Here is a 16,509-nt window from a genome sequence, read left to right as displayed (position 1 = left end):
GGCTGTACGCTGGCAACGGCCAGTTCTAGGCTCAGACTTAGGCTGCTTTCGTACCATGCTTCAAGCCACTCGTTTGCTCTCAGCGGCAAAATGTTATTTTGGATAGAGCCCTCGCGCGCGCAGCTTTGTAACCAGCTTCTTGAGCAACTCGATCCGGTTATACTGATTTTTGAAATCACGAAAACTGCGCGTCGGCAGCGCCATGAGTGCGTCAAACTCGGCCTGGCTGATCTGGAATTTCTTCAGCACGAAATCCATGTCTTGGGCCAGCAGCGCTTCAGGATAGGGGGGCTGCTGGATCTCGCGCAGCGCGGCCTCACGGCTAAGCTGACCGGAATTGATCAGATCCGATAGATGGCCGTAACGTTTATCGATGCTGAATTTACGCGGCAGGATATAGCCTTGGAAAAAGCGGGTGTAGATTGACTCGTAATGCTTGCCGCCATAATAGACCCATCCAAGATCATCCTGGATTGTTTGCATCACCTCCTGCTTGTTATAGTCTACATAATTCAGGATTGAGACCGTGCGGACCCCGCGCAGGAAATTCAGATAACCCAGATACGGCAGGCCGAAATGCGGATAGGTCTTCAGCTTTCGTGTGCCAAAGCGGCGATGCACATCGCGGATATAGCGCCAGTCGGAATGACCGTAGGCCCAATGCGGCACGCTGAGCGCTTCGGTGGCGAAGTTCATTCCCGAGATGATGTATTTGATCCGGTGCTTGAGCGCCTGCTGCCAAAGCAGCGCATTGATTGCATGATCTGTGGGGATCTCCCCATCTGGGGTGGAGGCTTTCAGGAAGGCCATTTGCAGATCGCGGAATTCTTCCCAGTCGATCACATAGGTCATCAGATCGATATCGAGCTTCTTCAGAACGCGTTCGATATTCATCACCGCCAATTCTGAATTCCAGCCATTGTCTAAATGCACAGCCAGCGGGCGCAGCCCAAGTTTTTTGGCCAAATAGGCAACATAGGTGCTGTCGACCCCGCCGCTCACCCCGATGAGGCAATCATAGTCGCGCCCCTTCCCCGCCGCCTTGATTGTCGCAACCAAGGCAGCAATCTTATCTTTACCCTCTTGTCCGGTGAACACACGGGAACTGATCAAAGCATCATAACGCGAACAATGGTTGCACAGCCCGCTTCTATCGAAGGTGATGAGCGGATCAACCACGCGGTTCATAATACAACGGCGACAGCTTGCTCGTTCGGTCATCTCTTCAGCACTTGGTGTACGCGGCGCAAGATGTCTACCTGATTTTCCCATGCGTAATGCACTGTTGCGGCCCTGCAACCTTGCTGCAAGGCGGTCCGATCCGCGCGCAGCGCCAGTCGCAGGCAATCGGCAATATCAGAAACGGAAACCGAGCACGCCACCAAACCGGCACCAAATCTTTCGATCAACCGTTTCTGCTCGGTGGTTGGCGAAACCAATACCGGGATATCTGCGTGCATATATTCGAACATCTTATTGGGCATGCACAGCTCATAACTCAAACTGACCGGCTCGATGAATGACAGGCCGAAATCGGCACTCTTGGTGATCGGCAACAGCTCTTCGGGGGGCACGCGTGGATGAAAGTAAATATTGGCCTGCTCCGCAGCCGCGTTGCGCACCTGTTCTTCTAGCGGGCCGAAACCAAGAAAAACAATCGCCATCTCAGGCACCAAAGCCGCAACCTCAAGCAAGACATTGACGCCGCGCCCCTGCCCCAGAAGTCCCTGATACAGCGCAATCGGTTGATTTTGCGCAATACCGAGCCTGTTGCGTAGGCCGCCCTGCGGATCGGAGGGGATCTGTCCGCTCAGGCATGGTACGTTATAGACCACCATGGGGTCGGTCAGCCCGTAGCGTTCCTGATACCAGTCAGCGATCGCCTGACCGACAAAAACATGCCGGTCACATACACGAATGAAGCGGCGTTCGATGAAGCTGGCCAGACGTTTGCGCAGCCCGCGCGAATACCCGGTCTCGGTTTCCAGCTCATGGGTATCATAAACCAAATAGCAAGATTTGAGTCCCTTGATTAGCGCCGCAAGTGGCAGCACCGGCAGGCTATGCGCGTTCACACAAGCCAGTGGATGACGCAGGCAAAACCATAGAACTGCACCCATCCAGCATACCAGCCAGATCATCCGCGCAGGCGCTGAACGGAAACGCTCCTTTCGCGGCCCGAGACGGTAAAGCGTTATCCTTGGGTCGATCTGCTCGCGCTTTGGCAGATCTGCAGAACATGCACCAATCAGATAGATATGGCTGAAGATATTCATGCCAGCTAGGGCGCGTGCTTCGCGCATTATCCGGCTTTCGGAACGGAAATCACTTGGGTAGAGATGAATATTGCTACGCATCAGAAGCTCTTTCTTCTGACACCGTTAGTGTAGCGAGATCGGTCAAGCACGTACGATATGCCTGCATCATCACTTCGCCCTGATATTCCCAACTATATTGTTTGGGTAAAGGAGATGTGTTTGCCTTATTCCCCTTAGAAAGCACGATACAGTACCCGGCCAGCGCCTCGGCGCTGAGTTTGGGCAAAAGCGTGATATTCAGATTATCTGCATGTCGGCGAATTTCAGGCAGGTCGGCACATAAGACATGCAAGCCGCAGGCCAGATACTCGAAAAGCTTGTTAGGCAGGCTATAGGCGTAGCTCAGACTGATTGGTTCAATCAGTGACAGACCAATATCAGCAGACGCAGTATAATCAAGAACCTGATCAGGGGCCACGCCGGGATGAAGGTGAATGCAAGGAACATGGGCTGCCATTTGCTCGATTTCTTCCTTCATGGGACCATATCCCATGATCACGAGGTGCAGATGCGCGGTATTGCTGCGCGCCTGTAACAGCTTAAACGCGTCCAGCATCAGCCGTAGCCCTCTCCCTTCGTCAAGCAACCCCTGATAAAGAAAGATCACATCGCTATCGGGAATAGAAAAAATATCCCGAAAGCGGCTCGAGACAGGACGATGCTCCAAACGATGCGGGCAGTTCATCACTGTCGAAATGCGGCTGAGCCCGTATCGGGCGACGTAATCATTGTGGATGCTCTCGCTTACAACAAACGTATGGTCGCAATAGGGGATCAATCGCCGTTCCACGATCTGTGAGAGCCGCTTTCGTAGTCCGTGCAGCCCGGCTCGTTCAGTTTCCAACTCATGCGCATCGTAGATCAGCCGCGCTCGGGTGAGCAGCTTGACCGTCGCCCCCAATGGCAAGAGCGCCAGCGCATGGCAACTGATGGCCGAAACGCGCAACCGAAAGGCCAGCAAGAGTACACGGATCAGGAATTCCAGATATTTGATAAGCTGTATTGGCAGGCTGCGTCCCCAGTTCCGGCTGCGCAACCGCAGTCGCCGCACCACCACGCCTGAAACGAGATTTTCTTCAGGCGGCAAATCATCTTCCCAAAGAGCGGCAATCACAACTTGCGATATTCCAGAGTTGGCCGCCAAGGTGCTGCACTGCTTCATCAGGCGGCTCTCATTGCGACAAGGCGTCAGGGTTACATGTAAAATGTTATGCAACTGCGTCGCTCCTCAGCCTGAATTCCAACACACTCAACACAGGGCACTTCTTTTGTTGGTGGCCGCCATGGCTTTTACAAAGCCAATAAGGTGCGCGCTAAGGCCGCGCAAGAAGCGAAGGAATATTGAGCTACACCCCAACTCTTGGACAGCTTTCCGGGTAATTTAAGCTACTGCCTGCACCTGCTGATCGGCTTCGATGGCGTTGAAGTAGATCACGGTGGGCGGCTGTCCGCCATGGGCTGTGTGAGGGCGCTGGTGGTTGCAGAAGGTGATCCAGCGCCCGATGCCGACCCAAGCCTGCGACCCGGTTTCCCAAGCGTGCAGATAAACGCATTCGTACTTCAAGGACCGCCAGAGACGCTCAATGAAGTTGTTGTCGATGCAGCGTCCCTTACCATCCATCGAGATCCGGCGGCCGACCCTTTTCAGCCGGTCCGTCCATACGAATGATGTGAACTGCGACCCCTGATCGATGTTCATGATCTCGGTCGGACCGAAGCTGTGGATTGCCTCGTTCAAAGCCTCCACGCAGAAGTCGGCTTCCGGCGTGTTGGATATCCGCCAGGCCAGCACCCTCCGAGTATACCCGTCCATGATGGAAACCAGATAGAGGAAGCCGCGGCGCATCGGGATGTAGGTGATGTCGGCGCACCAGACTTGATTGGGCCTATCGACCCGCAGCCCTCCATGTAACCGCCGGACGTAATCTCCCCAAAACCGCCGTTTGAATTTTCCCCAGACATAAGCGTCAGGGCCAGTTCCGAACCTTGTTTATTTGGAATTGGCGCTGACGCGGGACACAGGCCTGATGCTCCGAGTGGAGAACGACGGGGGCAGGCAGGTGAAGGGACTGAGGGAGATCGGCATCAGGTGCATCAGCCGCATCAGTCGACGAATGCGTTTCTAGTTTACGACATACCCCTCGTTCCGCAGGTGCCATGTCATCTGCTGGACGCCATAAAACGGCGTCTCAAGGAACTGCTGGTCGATCACTACCATGAGGTCGAGGTTCATCGCCGTCTCGCCTATCAGCTCGTAGTAGAACGACGACCGCGAGATCGACAGCAGACGGCATTGTGCCCCGACCGACAGGCTCGGATGGTTTTTCTCGATCATCCCGCGCCTCACTTGCCGGTCCAGGGCTTGAGCTTTCTGGACAAAAAATCATTGGCCACAGCCAGCTCCCCGATCTTGGCATGCAACGACCGCACCGTTTGCTCGTCGATCTCAGGCGCTCTCTTGCCGCCCCGCTCAAAGATGTCGGCCGCGCCATCCAAGAGGGCCTTCTTCCACTGATGGATCATCGTCGGATGCACGCCATATTCGGCGGCCAGCTCCGACACCGTGCGCTCACCCTTCACGGCTTCCAGCGCCACGCGAGCTTTGAACCCAGCATCATGGTTCCTGCGCTTCTTCATGTTCTGATCTCCTCGTTCTTGGAGACCAGCAGACGTCATATCGTGGCTTACGTCACTGTCCGATTTTCGGGGAGCAGCTCAGACAGCCTACAAGGTCTACCGCACCAGCGATGCCGCCCGTGCCGACGTGTTCGACTACATCGAGTGCTTCTACAATCCGAGGCGACACTACTCGATGCTGGGCTCCCTAAGCCCCATGGCGTTAGATGACCGACCTATGCAAACTTAACCCTGTGTCCGCGGAACCGGCAGCAGCTCAAGGTTTACATCCCCCTCTTCGGGCTGCCGGAAGCTGGAATTTCCGGGATTCTTAACCTTTTATGAAGAGAAATTTGGAAATACAGGTAAAGTTTGCAACACAGGTAGGCACCTAATGATAAATTATAATCAACGCGCAGGGACGCTCGTCGAGGTACTTTTTCTTTCTTTAGCCATACTTTGCATTCCACTATTTGAGGCGCCTAAGAACATCTTCAGCGCGCTGTTCCTGATTGCGTGGGTCATGCAGGCGGTCCGCACCAAGTCGCTCGGCGCTAATTGCGTCTTCAACTGGCCCATTGTGGGCCTCGCGGCTGTCTTGTGGCTAGCGCCGATGTTCTCCGCGTATGGAGACACGATCACGCCCCTAAATTCTGCGCCGCGGTGGACACTGCTTGCGCTCTTTGTGATCGCAGCTGCGCAGCTGGACTATTCGCGTTCTCAACTGCTCTTGATCTGGGCAGCGCTACTGGTTGGTGGCCTGTGGGCAGTCGTGGAGAGCTTCTGGGTTTGGTCCTCCAACGGAAAAGACTATCCGGAGTTTCGGTCGGTTGGGCACGTCAATCACTCGTCCATGTACACACTCGTAACCCTCGCTGCGGGGTTGGGTGCCCTGTATCTGCAAAACAGGTGGCTGCAAGTGCTTGGGTTGCTGGCGATTGCGTCAACGCTGGCCTTTCTCCCGCCGTCGAGAAGCCTTGTTGGCGGTGTGGCCGTCACGGCAGTTTTAATTTTTGCTATCAGTATCTACGCGGTTTGGCGCTGGTCGCTTCGCGGGCTCCCGGCGGCGATAGCTGCTGGAGTAATCATCGTCGCGGGCGCCCTCATGACGCCACCAGCAGCCAATTTCAGGGCGGAGTTGGCCTATCGCGTCTCGGGCGACAGCATATTCTCCGGGCGTGACACGATCCTGAACTCAGCTTTGGCGGTCTGGGACCGGCACCCAATTCTGGGGACGGGCTGGTTCAGTTTCGGGCCAGCGACATCAGAAGGGGTCGTCCGCGAAGCCGTTGAGGCTGAAGGCCTCGAGTACGACCCCAACGTGTACTGGCACTACGGTCATGGTCACAACCTCTGGACCACCATGCTGATCGAGCGCGGCCTTGTGGGCATTGTGCTGGTGACACTCCTCCTATTTCTGTACTTCAGAACATTTCTGCCGATCGTTCTTGGTCGTGACCAGAACGACCCGGTCGATCGTGGGATTGCCGTGGGTGGTCTGCTGGTGGCGGTTGGCTTTGTCGTGGCGGGTCTCGGCAACACGACCATGATGAATGAGCACGGACAGGCGGGTATGGCCTTTATCGCCGTTGCCTATGGATACTTGCGGGGCAGGGGATTGCTGGGGACAGGCGCGGGCGCAAGCCACCAAGTTTGATTGGATCTCGGTGTGCGTAAGCAGGCAAGATGCCTTGGTCGTCTGAAGCGTAGGTCGTAGGGGGCGCTGAAACGCGAAAAGGCCGCGTTGTCGCAATCGGGGCTCTTAGATGTGCCTAGTTTAGGCCAAATGTCCGGAAAAGACGACTATCCGTCAGCAAGGCCTACGAGATTTCGGAGCCAGATCGACTGATCCTCAATCCGATCCACCACATGCCGGGACTGAATACCTAAACCTCGCGCAGGTGTTGAACGGCCGCCGATAAGGACAGCGCGCGCACCCCATCACCTGCTGGGATTTCGCGTTCGCCGGCATAGACGAGGAGCTGCCGGTCAGCCTTGATGTCCTGTACGGCTAGGTGAAACCCGCGCGACACCTTGGGCGCGGTCGTCCGCTTGATCTCGATTGCCCAAATGTCGTTTCCGGGAAGCCGCAGGACTAGGTCCAATTCGGCCCCCGCTGCAGTCCTGTAGAAGTAGGGCTCGCTACCTGTTGGCGCTGTGGCGATCAGGGTCTCGATGCACAACCCTTCCCAGCTCCCGCCGACGACCGGATGCCCCAGAACGCCTTCAATCGACCCAAGGTTGAGCAACGCATGGACGAGCCCGCTGTCCCTAACGTAAACTTTGGGCGACTTCACAAGACGCTTGCCGACATTTTCGTGCCACGGCTGCAATCGACGGACCAGCATCAGGTCAACGAGGAGGTCGAGGTATCGTCCGACTGTCTGTCCTGAAACGCCTAAGCCACCGGCCAATGCGCTTGCATTCAGAAGGCCACCTTGTGAATGCGCCAGCATCGTCCAGAAACGGCGTAGCGTAGTCGCCGGGATGCGTGGCCCGAGGGCCGGGATATCGCGTTCGAGATAGGTTCTTAGAAAGTCTTCGCGCCAGGCCAGGCTCTCGGGATCGCTGGCGGCTTGGAAACTGTCCGGAAAGCCGCCGCGCAACCACAGATCATTCAAACTGTCAGAACCGACCTCATCCAGCTGAAGCGGGGGCATTTCGATGTAACGAACGCGCCCGGCCAGGGACTCGGCCGATTGATGAAGAAGCAGGTTGGATGCAGATCCAAGGAGGAGGAACTGGCCTGTTCGGGCACCCTTGCGGCGCCGCATATCGATCTGACCGCGGAGGGTCTTGAACAGATCCGGCATTTGCTGAACCTCGTCCAAAATAACGAGCTTTCCGATCTGCTCGTCCAGATAAAGATCCGGTTCTGACAGGACCTGCCGATCTGCGTCACGCTCGAGATCAAGGTAGACGGATGGGTGATGCTCTGCGATCTCCAGTGCAAGAGTCGTCTTGCCAACCTGACGGGGTCCCAAGAGGACAACGGCCGCTTGGGCTTGGAGGGCGTCTTGCACAGCCTGACGGGTTCGACGCTGATACATACCTAGCATATCTTCCACGATCTGGAATAATTGCAAGGATATAATAGTTCCCAGACTATTCCAAGGCGTTTAGCCCGCACCTACGAGGGCGCGGTTGTCGCTGCTGCTACGAGCGGCAGGAACTCAGGGCGGTGGTCAGGTATTGCGATGCTCAGTCGGCACGCGGTGAAACCTGCAACCGAACCAAGCGAATTCACGGCATGCATGGGGCAGTGATAGCTAAAATGCAGCCACAATTGTCATGTCCAAACATTATGCTCCGCCTTCTTGAGATAGCGGGCAAGCACGTTGATCGATGTCCAGCCGCCCGCTCGCATGATCGTGGTCGTATCTTTGCCACGGTAGAGCAGATCCTGTGCAGCGCCGACCCTTAAGGAATGAGCGCTGAATTCCGCAACCTCCGCAATGCTGAGCCCGGCCCGTAATGCGGATTGCTTGATCAGCCGTTTGACCGTGGTCGTGCTCAATCCCCTATTGATCGGCCTGTTCTTGTATACAGGGCAAAACAACCACTCAATTTCAGGTCCCCGCACCGCCAACCAAGTCCTGAGCAAGGTTGCCGTCTGCGGCGACGTGAAGGCAAGCCGCCCTTCGCCGAATTGGTCGGACTTGCTACGCCGGATCAACACCCGGTAGCTGCCGTCACAGGCCTCTTCGAGATCGTGGGTTGTCAACGCGATCAACTCGGACCTGCGAATAAGCAAGTCGTAGCCGAGGGCCAGCATGGCACGGTTCCGCACCCCGATCGGGCTGTCAGGCTGTGCGGCCAGAAATCTTGCAAGGTATTGCCTCGTCAAGCCCTTTGCTTGCTTGGGACGTACGGATCGACGCCGTTTCACCCGCCGTAGCGAGAGATTGATTTCTTCGTCATCGGTCGGGTCATCCATGCGCAGGAGCCTATGCATTTTACGTATTGCATAAAGACGGCGCTGTACGGTCGACGGTGCCTTCGTCCTTCCTTCATCTTCGATGAAACTGCAAACCACCGCCACGGTGGCGGGGAAAGGGATCTCGCCCTTGACATCGCACCACGCCTCGAATGCGTCGAGATCGGCACGGTAGCTGCGCATAGTCGCGGGCGCATAGGCGCCATCGAGCCGTGAAAGCTCGAAGCGCCATTCGGGGGCGTCTGACATCCCGCTCATAGTTTTGAATACCTCTTTTGCGACGATTATCAGGCAAGAGTGCCGTGTTCAGCCCCGAGGAACCGCATTTTTGAACATGCGGGATGAGCAAGGGCGCTCAGCACTGGCAATCTGGATGGCCGAGCAATCCATCTTGGATGCTGAGCCTGCCTCGATGTCTTGAAGAAGTGCCGCCAATGCCGCCCTGCCGAGATTGCCTCTTGCGTCTAGTTCTGCTGCAAGACGCTCGAGGGTAGAACGGTGCGCCGTAAGCACGTTCATCGCGCGATTTTCGGCGTGACGTAACCGCATGCCCACCTGCCTGCGGAGCTCGGGATCTTCCTGCAGGTGCCGCTGTGCGGATTCCGGCCGCCCCCGCCAGATCGGTGAGCCTCCCAAGCAAAAAGACGAATCGATGGCGACCGCGATCTTCGTTGCCGCAGCAAGATCGCTTGTTTCGTCACCTCCTGAACCGGTGGTCACGCGTCCAAACATAACCCGCTCCGCTGCCCGTCCACCCAGAAGCACCACAAGCTCGTCTTCGAGCTCCTCAACCCCGACGGGCCCTGGTGTCACCAATTGGCGCGCGATGCCGCCCTCTGGCAAAATCGCAAGCATGTCAGGAGTGTTGCGTCCAATGGCATGGGCGATCAGCGCATGTCCCGCTTCATGCACGGCGATGACCCGCCGGAGGGCACTCGGCAGCTTGGGGCGCTGCTCGGAGAGCGCGACGTCGAGGTCGGTGAGGCTGAGGCTGCTGCGCGCGCGCCGCGCCAGAGCCCGCGCCCGACGCACGACTTCTCCAACAGCCGCGCCGCTCATCCCGATGAGGCGACTGGAGAACGGAGCGAGGTCGAGCTCAGCAAGATCCTTTTTTAGATGCCATCGCAGGACATCAGGCAGGAGGTCTGGCGTAGGGTGATCGAGCCTGATGTGCCGATCAAAGCGGCCAGCCCGAATAAGCGCATCGTCAATGCGATCGGGATGGTTGGTTGCCCCAATAACAACGACACCATTGCGGTCGGAAAACCCATCCAGTTGTTCTAGAAGAGCCCCGACGATCAGTGACGTCCATGCGCTGTTGTGATCGGCCGGGCGAGCACGATCCCCGATTGCATCAAGCTCATCAATGAACGCGATGCACGGAGCCCGTGCCGCAGCTTCCCGGAAAAACGCCTGCATCTGCGAGATGGTATCGCTTGAGCGAGCGCTCTTGCCTTGCCACGCTGCAAGCGAGGCGGCCAAGACCGAGATCCCAGCTTCTCGTGCGACCAACCTCGGAAGCTCCGTCTTTCCCGTGCCGGGCGGACCCCAAAGCAAAATTCCGCGGGTCACGTCCTGCCAGCCGATACGTCCAACCTTCCAGTCGCGGAGATCATGCACGACCTGCTCGAGTTCTTCGCGCACTTTGGTCGTCACTGGGAAATTCGCCAACTCTCTTCCATCATGGAAATTCTGGTCGTGGGCTGCGCCGATCAAAAGGCCTAGTGCTTCACCTGGCGTCTCGGCGCGGCAGGCATGAGCGAGATCCGTCATGCCGATATGTGCGAGATCACCACTTTCCGGGAAGGCGTGGTCGACCTCCTCTTCCGTAAGTTCGGCATTGGGATAGCGGAGGCGCAAATGCGCCAGCAAAAGCGCCTGATCAAAGGACGAGAGATCGATGATCTCGGGTCGCAGAGTGCGGATCAGAGATGGCAGCGTTTCGCCACTCTCCATTAAAATGACGACCGTACGATCGCTATCAAGGCCGCGCCGTAAACTGTCTGAGATGTCTTGCGGCGAACCGGGGGTGGAGCTCGAAGCGTTGTCGCATGCATGTTGCAACTTCAGGACGAGGGGTGACACGCGACCTCCAATCCGATGTGTTTGATGCAACAGGTCAGGTAACAGCTGTTCGGTGACAGAGACTAGATCGCGATCACAGCGGAAGATGACAATCCGCCGTCCAGAGGACAAAGCGGCCTCAAACGCCTCTTGAGATCCAAATTGACGTGCAAGGCGCAACGCGAGTTGGGCAGCGGCGGTGCGCGGTCTTCGCTTTGCCTTTACTGGGATCGTGACGGGGTTAGCGGTTTGGGTCGCGGGTCCCACACCAAACTGTTGCAGAATGTCTTCGAGGTCTTGATCGAAGACCGCCCCGGCGGCTTCAGTTCCACAGGCCTCGGTCCCGTCGTTTTGAATGCTCTGGTTTTGCAAGAGGGCGTCAGCGGCGACAAAGGCCCAATCACCAATGGCGCGCCGCTCGATTACAGCAAGAAAAGTCTCGGCATTCGAAACCCAGTTTTCCGTGGAGGTGGGTTCTGCGATGTATTGCGAAGCAGTGCTGTCCATAGGACGTGTCTCCAAACAGTAATCAGGAGTGCAGCAAGAGGGCCCGCGCGCGGGCCCTCCGTGTTCAACGTTCAGAAGCCGGGCAGGGGTGGCTCGATCTCTTCGAGGTCAAGAAAGTGGCGCAGCGCAACGTCGAGGCTGGCGAGCGGGGAGGTGTGCAGCCGCCTGATTTCGGAGAAGCGTACCAGGTGCTGCGGGGCCTTCTCAGCGGTGAAATAAACCAAGTTAAGCGGAAGCATCACGAGCGCGGCGATATCGTAGTCCGTCGTGCTGTAAGGCCGCCGCCCGCAGGGATTGCCACGATAGCCCTTGGCCATCCTGAACGTATAGCCGGTGGGGCCAGGACTGGTCCTCGTCTTGATCTGCAACCTGACAACACCTCCCGGCAGCTGGAGCAAACGGTCGGTTGCAAGGCCATCTTGGACGGTTGCCGGCGTGAGGCCGTGGCGCAACAAGAGGCTGTCGACGAGCGCCTCGCCGGCGGCACCAATGGCGCGGGCATGGCGGCTCAAAGCGTCAGGGGAAACATTCGGGTAGTCGCGCAAGTCTTCCGAGGCGCGGCTGAGCGTGCAGTCATCGCCAGAGATCAAGGTGTTGAAGGGGCGCTTGGGCATGAGGTGTTCCTTTCCGCTCGCAATGGGCGGAGCTCCCGAAACGGGAGGGGCGTCTTGTGAGGTGTGAGGGGGGTGCCGACGGGCAGACGCCCGTCGGCCTTCGCAAGCTGTCAGACCCGGATATCGGGCGACGGGCTCTTAGAACTTGCGGCGCTAGCTGCCTCAGGCATCGGGCAGGCGGCAGAAAGCTTTTCGAGCACGCAGGCTTGTGCCATCAGTTCGTTTGCAATCGCGAGCGGCGGCCGCATTCCTGCATTGATGCCAGGCATGAAGCGCAGGATGACAAGGCGCCTCAGGATCTTGCTGAACAGGATCGGTGCGCGCTCGTGGTCACGGAGCAGGTAAGCCGCGAGCATCAGCTTGCAGGCTTCGCGCAAAGGCCAGTGACTTGCGAACGGCGCCGTTTCGGCAAGGAAACGACGGCCGTCGATGTCGAGCTTGTTCCAGCTGCTCTCTGCTGCTGCGATCACCTTGACCGTGCGGGGGCTCGAGCCCGGACAGGTCATCAGATGCTGCTCGATCGCAAGCGCGAGGTGCAGCCACCTCAGCAAATCGATGAATTTCGTGGTGATGGGATGGGCAGTCTTACGCTGTTCGTTGCGCCGCGCCGCCCGGGCGCTTACATTTGGCTTAGCCATGACGATGACTCCATAGGTCGTCGTTGAGGTTAGGGCGGATGCAGGGGGTAGGAGCCCTGTGTTCGCCCGATTTTTTTTGCGGGTCTCTGCCCACACCTTATAGATATCGCCATGGAATCGATGTGTCAATAAGAACTTTTAATGTTTTTGAAAAAGTCAAGGTGACAAGATAGCGCGAAAAGCTGGTGTCCAAAGCTGGGAATGTGATTTGGGGCTGCACAGCCCGGGGTCATCCAGTCAAGGGTTCGGAAAGCGTTCGGTCCCTGGTTTGGGTATGTTCCGGTCACAGCCATCGGGGGTCCCCGATCACCTTTGGGGCCCACTGCACGGCGTAGTAATGGCGATCCTGCAGCCGTGATGAGCTACCGACGCGCAACGAGGTCTTGCGCGAGCTGGTGCGGCGACATGACCTCGATCCCGTTTGAGAGCGGAAAGCGCTCATTTCCTGGATAGACGACGATGCGCCGCTCCGGGTCCAGATCTTCGCAGGCATGGTGAAAGCCACGTTCGACTTTGGGGGACAGGCTGCGCTTAATTTCTATGGCCCACCGCGCACCTCCGGGCAATGTCAGCACCAGATCAACTTCGGCCCCCGCCCCACTGCGGTAGAACTGCGCCTGCGTGCCATCCGGCATCGTGGCGTGCGCGGTCTCAATGACCAGCCCCTCCCAGCCCGCACCGGCGACAGGATGTGCAAGCACCTCATCGAGAGTTTGCAGCCCCAGAAGGGCATGGAGGATGCCGGTGTCTCGGACATAAATACGGGGAGATTTGATCAGCCGTTTGCCGATATTGGCGTGCCAGGGCTCCAGTCGGCGCACAAGCATCAGGTCGACCAGTAGGTCTAGGTAAGATGCCACGGTTTTCCCATCGACACCGAGGGCGCGGGCAAGCTCGGCAGCATTCGAAAGTCCCCCCTGGCGATGGGCCAGCATGGTCCAGAAACGACGCAGGGTTTCGGCGGCGATCCTTGGGCCAAGGGCCGGAATATCGCGCTCCAGATACGTGCGGATGAAGTCGCGCCGCCACCGAAAGCTGGCCTGATCGTTGCGAGCCAGAAAGCTGTCAGGGAACCCCCCGCGCAGCCAAAGCTTGTCAAGATCGATGGCAGGAACTTCCAACGCATCGAGTGGCGCAAGTTCGATGTAGCTGATCCTCCCCGCTAGACTTTCCCCCGACTGTCTCAGCAGGTCGATGGAAGCCGACCCCAAAAGCAGGAAACGGCCAGTGCGCTGCCCCTTGCGTCGTCCTCGATCGATCAGCCCGCGCAGGTTTTGGAAAAGGTTCGGCATACGCTGAACTTCATCAAGGATCACCAGCTTGTCTTCATGTGAGGAAAGATAGAGCTCCGGGTCGGACAGCTTCGCGCGATCGCCATCGGACTCGAGATCAAGATAAAGCGAGGGGCGCCCTTCTCCGATCTGTTGTGCCAGCGTTGTTTTTCCAACCTGCCGTGGTCCTAGCAGGGCTACGGCTGGGCCATCCTCGAGAAGACCTTGCAGTTCGTCAGCTATGCGGCGATCAATCATCATCCGTGCGATTATGGATCTTAAATCCGCTTTTGCAAGGTTAAAACTCGCAGATCAGCTTTAACCTACCGAACCGGGAAGTACAGTTGATGCCGCAGCCGCGTTTTGGGATGTTGGGAAAACCCGAGAGTGAGAAGCTCTCGGCCTCGCCTGCAGTGGTGATACCTGAACACCGCACGCGGGGCTTCTGCATTGACCCTCACGGCTCGAGTGAATAGCCTGCATCCTCGCTCGGTAGGAGGGGGTGGCGCGCCTGGATGTCGGCTAGGGTGTCATCTGGCTTCAGCCCCATGGCCTCCCGCATTTCGGTCAACACCGAAGCCTCCCGGGCATTCTTGCCGACTTCGCTGGCCAACCACACGGCCGTCTTGGTCAGGTCCGCCTTCTTCCTCGCCAGTTTCACGTCCTTCTCTGCCAGATCCGCGTTCATCTTCGCCAGCTCCACCTTTTGCTGCGCTACGCGTGTCTCCACCGCGTCGCGGAACGCGGCAAGCACCGGGTTGACAAGCTTTGCGCTTGCTTTGTAGTTCGCGACGATCTGCTTCCGAGCACCAGTTTCCTTGAGTGGCGCCGCAGGCCCAAACCCGATCCGCCCATCGGGGCTGATCTCAAGAACGCCCTTTGAGATACAGTTGAACACTTCTACCGCCGCCTTGCCCTGATCTGCGACGGCTTGAAGCCTTTCCTTTGCTTCGGTTTCGCGTCTTGTGAGATCCTCGATCTCCTTTTGGAGCTCGTCGCGCGATTGCCGGGCCGCCAAAGAAGAGGCTATCGCGGCATCGCGCGCATTATCTTCCGTCGCACGCTCTTCTTTGACCGCGTCAAGCGCGTCTTTTTCGCGGCTGTGGGCCCGTTGTGTCGCGTGAAGCTCTGTTTTGGTGTCCTGAAGGTCGTTTGCCAAAGCGCCGAGTTCGCGTTCGAGTGTGCCGCACTTAGCCTTCAAGGCCTGTTCGTCTTGGGTGAGGGCGTCGCACGTAGCTCGCAACGCGAGTTCCTTTTGGGTGAGTTCGTCGATCTTGGCATTAGAAGCGGTGGCAACGATTTCCGCCTGCTTCTGCGCCTTCTCGACAATCTGTTTGGCTTCATCTTCGGCGGCCTTGCGGGTCATTGCGGCAGCCACCTCCGCCGTCTCCTGGGTATCGGCAGCGCGGAGTTCGCTCTCGAGGCTGCGGCGCACGATGTCATCGGACAAGCGGTCATTCTGGTTTGACAGTCGCGCGCTGGTCTCTTGCAGGGCTGCGATCTTGCTCGCCTCGGCTGCAATCACGCGAGCGTTTCGGGCCTGCTGGCGAGACTGGGCTGCAATCGCTCGCGCGTGGCGCTTCTTGAGTTTCTTTATCGCAACCCGCCAGTCTTCCTGTCGTGCAGCCGCGACTGCGTCTGCCTCCAAGCGTGCCTTTTTCCGCTCGGTCAGGCGGTAACGGCTCGGCGACACATGCAAGGGCGGCACGGGGCGCGGGATGTTGAGCTCCTCACCTGCGAGCTCGGCCGCGCGGATCTTGGCGTTGTAGTCACGCCGGGCGGCGGCGTGGCGCTTTGGACGAACAAGGCCGAGTGGTGCGAAATGCGCCCCAGCAAGGTCTTGCGCCAACTCGTAGTCGCGCAAAAGCGGGTTGGCGTCGGCCCGGAGAAGGCACTGCCAGCCACGGCTCTTGCTGTATCGCGTTTCCCAGACCGCCACGAGGAAATGGATGTGAAAGCTTTCCTCATCGCTGTGACTGCTCGCGTAGATCAGCTGATCGTCGGGAAAGTTTGCAATGATGAAGGCCATGGCGAAGAGTCGAAACATTTCGACCTTGGCCTCGTTCCAGGCGTCAACGCCACTGCCGCCGAACCAGGCCTTGTGGACGGTGAGAATGCCTTCGCGAAGCGGCGTATTGGTGTTGCCATGCCAGGGCGAGGGGGGCTCTGCCGCTTCAAGCTCGTTAGCTTCAGACGTGCGCCGCCGCGCGCGCAGCGCTGCAACATGCTGGGCTTGATTTTGCAGCTTGATCGACTCGATCTTCGCGATGAGCTCAGGTATCGCGCTGAGGTCACCGTATTCGTAGCGGTTGTGATCCGACTTGTCGCGATTGACATGGGAGAGATCACCGCCTGCCCGCAGTTCGTGGATCAAGATGCGCCATAGGTCGTGGAGCCCGATGGACTCGAAGCGCAAAACGGCAGAGTAGCGGCGCTGGAAGGGGGCAAGCTTGGGGTTGAATGGCCAGGCCGGAGTAAAATCAGTCAGATGGAATGTCATTGGCGGGGGTCCTCGTGTGCGGTGCTTTAAGACGAGGATACGGT

At 58.0% G+C, this 16,509-nt stretch carries 11 protein-coding genes and 2 pseudogenes; 2 read left to right on the top strand and 11 right to left on the bottom strand.

Annotated features, from left to right (window positions below; translation table 11 throughout):
- Window positions 1-93: 93 nt before the first annotated feature.
- The 4 genes and pseudogenes from QQK63_RS03090 to QQK63_RS17720 all read right to left on the bottom strand — a co-directional run bounded on the left by QQK63_RS03090 (window position 94) and on the right by QQK63_RS17720 (window position 4,955).
- A complete protein-coding gene (locus tag QQK63_RS03090; protein ID WP_277827650.1) occupies window positions 94-1,221 on the bottom strand; it encodes an N-acetyl sugar amidotransferase in 1,128 nt (375 codons plus the stop codon).
- A complete protein-coding gene (locus QQK63_RS03085; protein ID WP_277827652.1) occupies window positions 1,218-2,357 on the bottom strand; it encodes a glycosyltransferase in 1,140 nt (379 codons plus the stop codon). The genes QQK63_RS03090 and QQK63_RS03085 overlap by 4 nt, the downstream gene beginning before the upstream one ends.
- A complete protein-coding gene (locus QQK63_RS03080; protein ID WP_277827654.1) occupies window positions 2,350-3,480 on the bottom strand; it encodes a glycosyltransferase in 1,131 nt (376 codons plus the stop codon). Before QQK63_RS03080 ends, QQK63_RS03085 begins: the two co-directional genes overlap by 8 nt.
- A gap of 219 nt (window positions 3,481-3,699) precedes the next feature.
- Window positions 3,700-4,955, bottom strand: a pseudogene (locus QQK63_RS17720) (IS3 family transposase).
- A 79-nt stretch (window positions 4,956-5,034) separates the two neighbouring features.
- On the opposite strand from QQK63_RS17720, the pseudogene QQK63_RS03060 reads away from it, so the two are divergent.
- Both QQK63_RS03060 and QQK63_RS03055 read left to right on the top strand, forming a co-directional pair.
- Window positions 5,035-5,184: pseudogene (locus QQK63_RS03060) on the top strand (IS3 family transposase); the annotation flags it as partial.
- Between the two features lie 144 nt (window positions 5,185-5,328).
- Window positions 5,329-6,591 (top strand): O-antigen ligase family protein, encoded by a 1,263-nt coding sequence (locus QQK63_RS03055; protein ID WP_277827660.1) that lies wholly within the window; start codon window positions 5,329-5,331, stop codon window positions 6,589-6,591.
- Between the two features lie 229 nt (window positions 6,592-6,820).
- Here QQK63_RS03055 and QQK63_RS03050 read toward each other — a convergent pair whose 3' ends face one another.
- The 7 genes from QQK63_RS03050 to QQK63_RS03020 form a co-directional block, all read right to left on the bottom strand.
- Entirely contained in the window at window positions 6,821-7,984 is a 1,164-nt protein-coding gene (locus QQK63_RS03050) for an ATP-binding protein (RefSeq protein ID WP_277827662.1), read from the bottom strand.
- A 239-nt stretch (window positions 7,985-8,223) separates the two neighbouring features.
- The gene (locus QQK63_RS03045) at window positions 8,224-9,129 is read right to left on the bottom strand and encodes a tyrosine-type recombinase/integrase (protein ID WP_277827664.1); all 906 of its coding nucleotides are present in this window, start codon (window positions 9,127-9,129) and stop codon (window positions 8,224-8,226) included.
- Window positions 9,130-9,177: 48 nt separating this feature from the next.
- On the bottom strand, window positions 9,178-11,442 hold the full coding sequence (locus QQK63_RS03040) for an AAA family ATPase (protein ID WP_277827666.1): 2,265 nt from the start codon (window positions 11,440-11,442) through the stop codon (window positions 9,178-9,180).
- Between the two features lie 71 nt (window positions 11,443-11,513).
- Window positions 11,514-12,056 (bottom strand): PDDEXK-like family protein, encoded by a 543-nt coding sequence (locus QQK63_RS03035; RefSeq protein WP_277827668.1) that lies wholly within the window; start codon window positions 12,054-12,056, stop codon window positions 11,514-11,516.
- Window positions 12,057-12,166: 110 nt separating this feature from the next.
- Complete coding sequence (locus QQK63_RS03030) at window positions 12,167-12,694, bottom strand: hypothetical protein (RefSeq protein WP_277827670.1); 528 nt, start codon at window positions 12,692-12,694, stop codon at window positions 12,167-12,169.
- A 362-nt stretch (window positions 12,695-13,056) separates the two neighbouring features.
- The gene (locus QQK63_RS03025; protein ID WP_277827672.1) at window positions 13,057-14,226 is read right to left on the bottom strand and encodes an ATP-binding protein; all 1,170 of its coding nucleotides are present in this window, start codon (window positions 14,224-14,226) and stop codon (window positions 13,057-13,059) included.
- Between the two features lie 196 nt (window positions 14,227-14,422).
- On the bottom strand, window positions 14,423-16,465 hold the full coding sequence (locus QQK63_RS03020) for a hypothetical protein (RefSeq protein ID WP_277827674.1): 2,043 nt from the start codon (window positions 16,463-16,465) through the stop codon (window positions 14,423-14,425).
- Window positions 16,466-16,509: the final 44 nt, after the last annotated feature.

Origin of the sequence: Roseicyclus marinus, from assembly GCF_030163795.1 — a bacterium.
Taxonomy (GTDB): domain Bacteria; phylum Pseudomonadota; class Alphaproteobacteria; order Rhodobacterales; family Rhodobacteraceae; genus Roseicyclus; species Roseicyclus marinus.
The sequence above is the reverse complement of the archived record's forward strand: the minus strand, read 5'-3'. Positions and strand labels throughout refer to the sequence as shown.

Bases quoted from the DNA above. Each gene is read 5' to 3' on its own strand.
- QQK63_RS03030 (WP_277827670.1), bottom strand. From the start codon at position 12,694: ATGGCTAAGCCAAATGTAAGCGCCCGGGCGGCGCGGCGCAACGAACAG.
- QQK63_RS03080 (WP_277827654.1), bottom strand. From the start codon at position 3,480: ATGAAGCAGTGCAGCACCTTGGCGGCCAACTCTGGAATATCGCAAGTT.
- QQK63_RS03085 (WP_277827652.1), bottom strand. From the start codon at position 2,357: ATGCGTAGCAATATTCATCTCTACCCAAGTGATTTCCGTTCCGAAAGC.
- QQK63_RS03055 (WP_277827660.1), top strand. From the start codon at position 5,329: ATGATAAATTATAATCAACGCGCAGGGACGCTCGTCGAGGTACTTTTT.
- QQK63_RS03020 (WP_277827674.1), bottom strand. From the start codon at position 16,465: ATGACATTCCATCTGACTGATTTTACTCCGGCCTGGCCATTCAACCCC.
- QQK63_RS03035 (WP_277827668.1), bottom strand. From the start codon at position 12,056: ATGCCCAAGCGCCCCTTCAACACCTTGATCTCTGGCGATGACTGCACG.
- QQK63_RS03050 (WP_277827662.1), bottom strand. From the start codon at position 7,984: ATGTATCAGCGTCGAACCCGTCAGGCTGTGCAAGACGCCCTCCAAGCC.
- QQK63_RS03040 (WP_277827666.1), bottom strand. From the start codon at position 11,442: ATGGACAGCACTGCTTCGCAATACATCGCAGAACCCACCTCCACGGAA.
- QQK63_RS03090 (WP_277827650.1), bottom strand. From the start codon at position 1,221: ATGACCGAACGAGCAAGCTGTCGCCGTTGTATTATGAACCGCGTGGTT.
- QQK63_RS03045 (WP_277827664.1), bottom strand. From the start codon at position 9,129: ATGAGCGGGATGTCAGACGCCCCCGAATGGCGCTTCGAGCTTTCACGG.
- QQK63_RS03025 (WP_277827672.1), bottom strand. From the start codon at position 14,226: ATGATGATTGATCGCCGCATAGCTGACGAACTGCAAGGTCTTCTCGAG.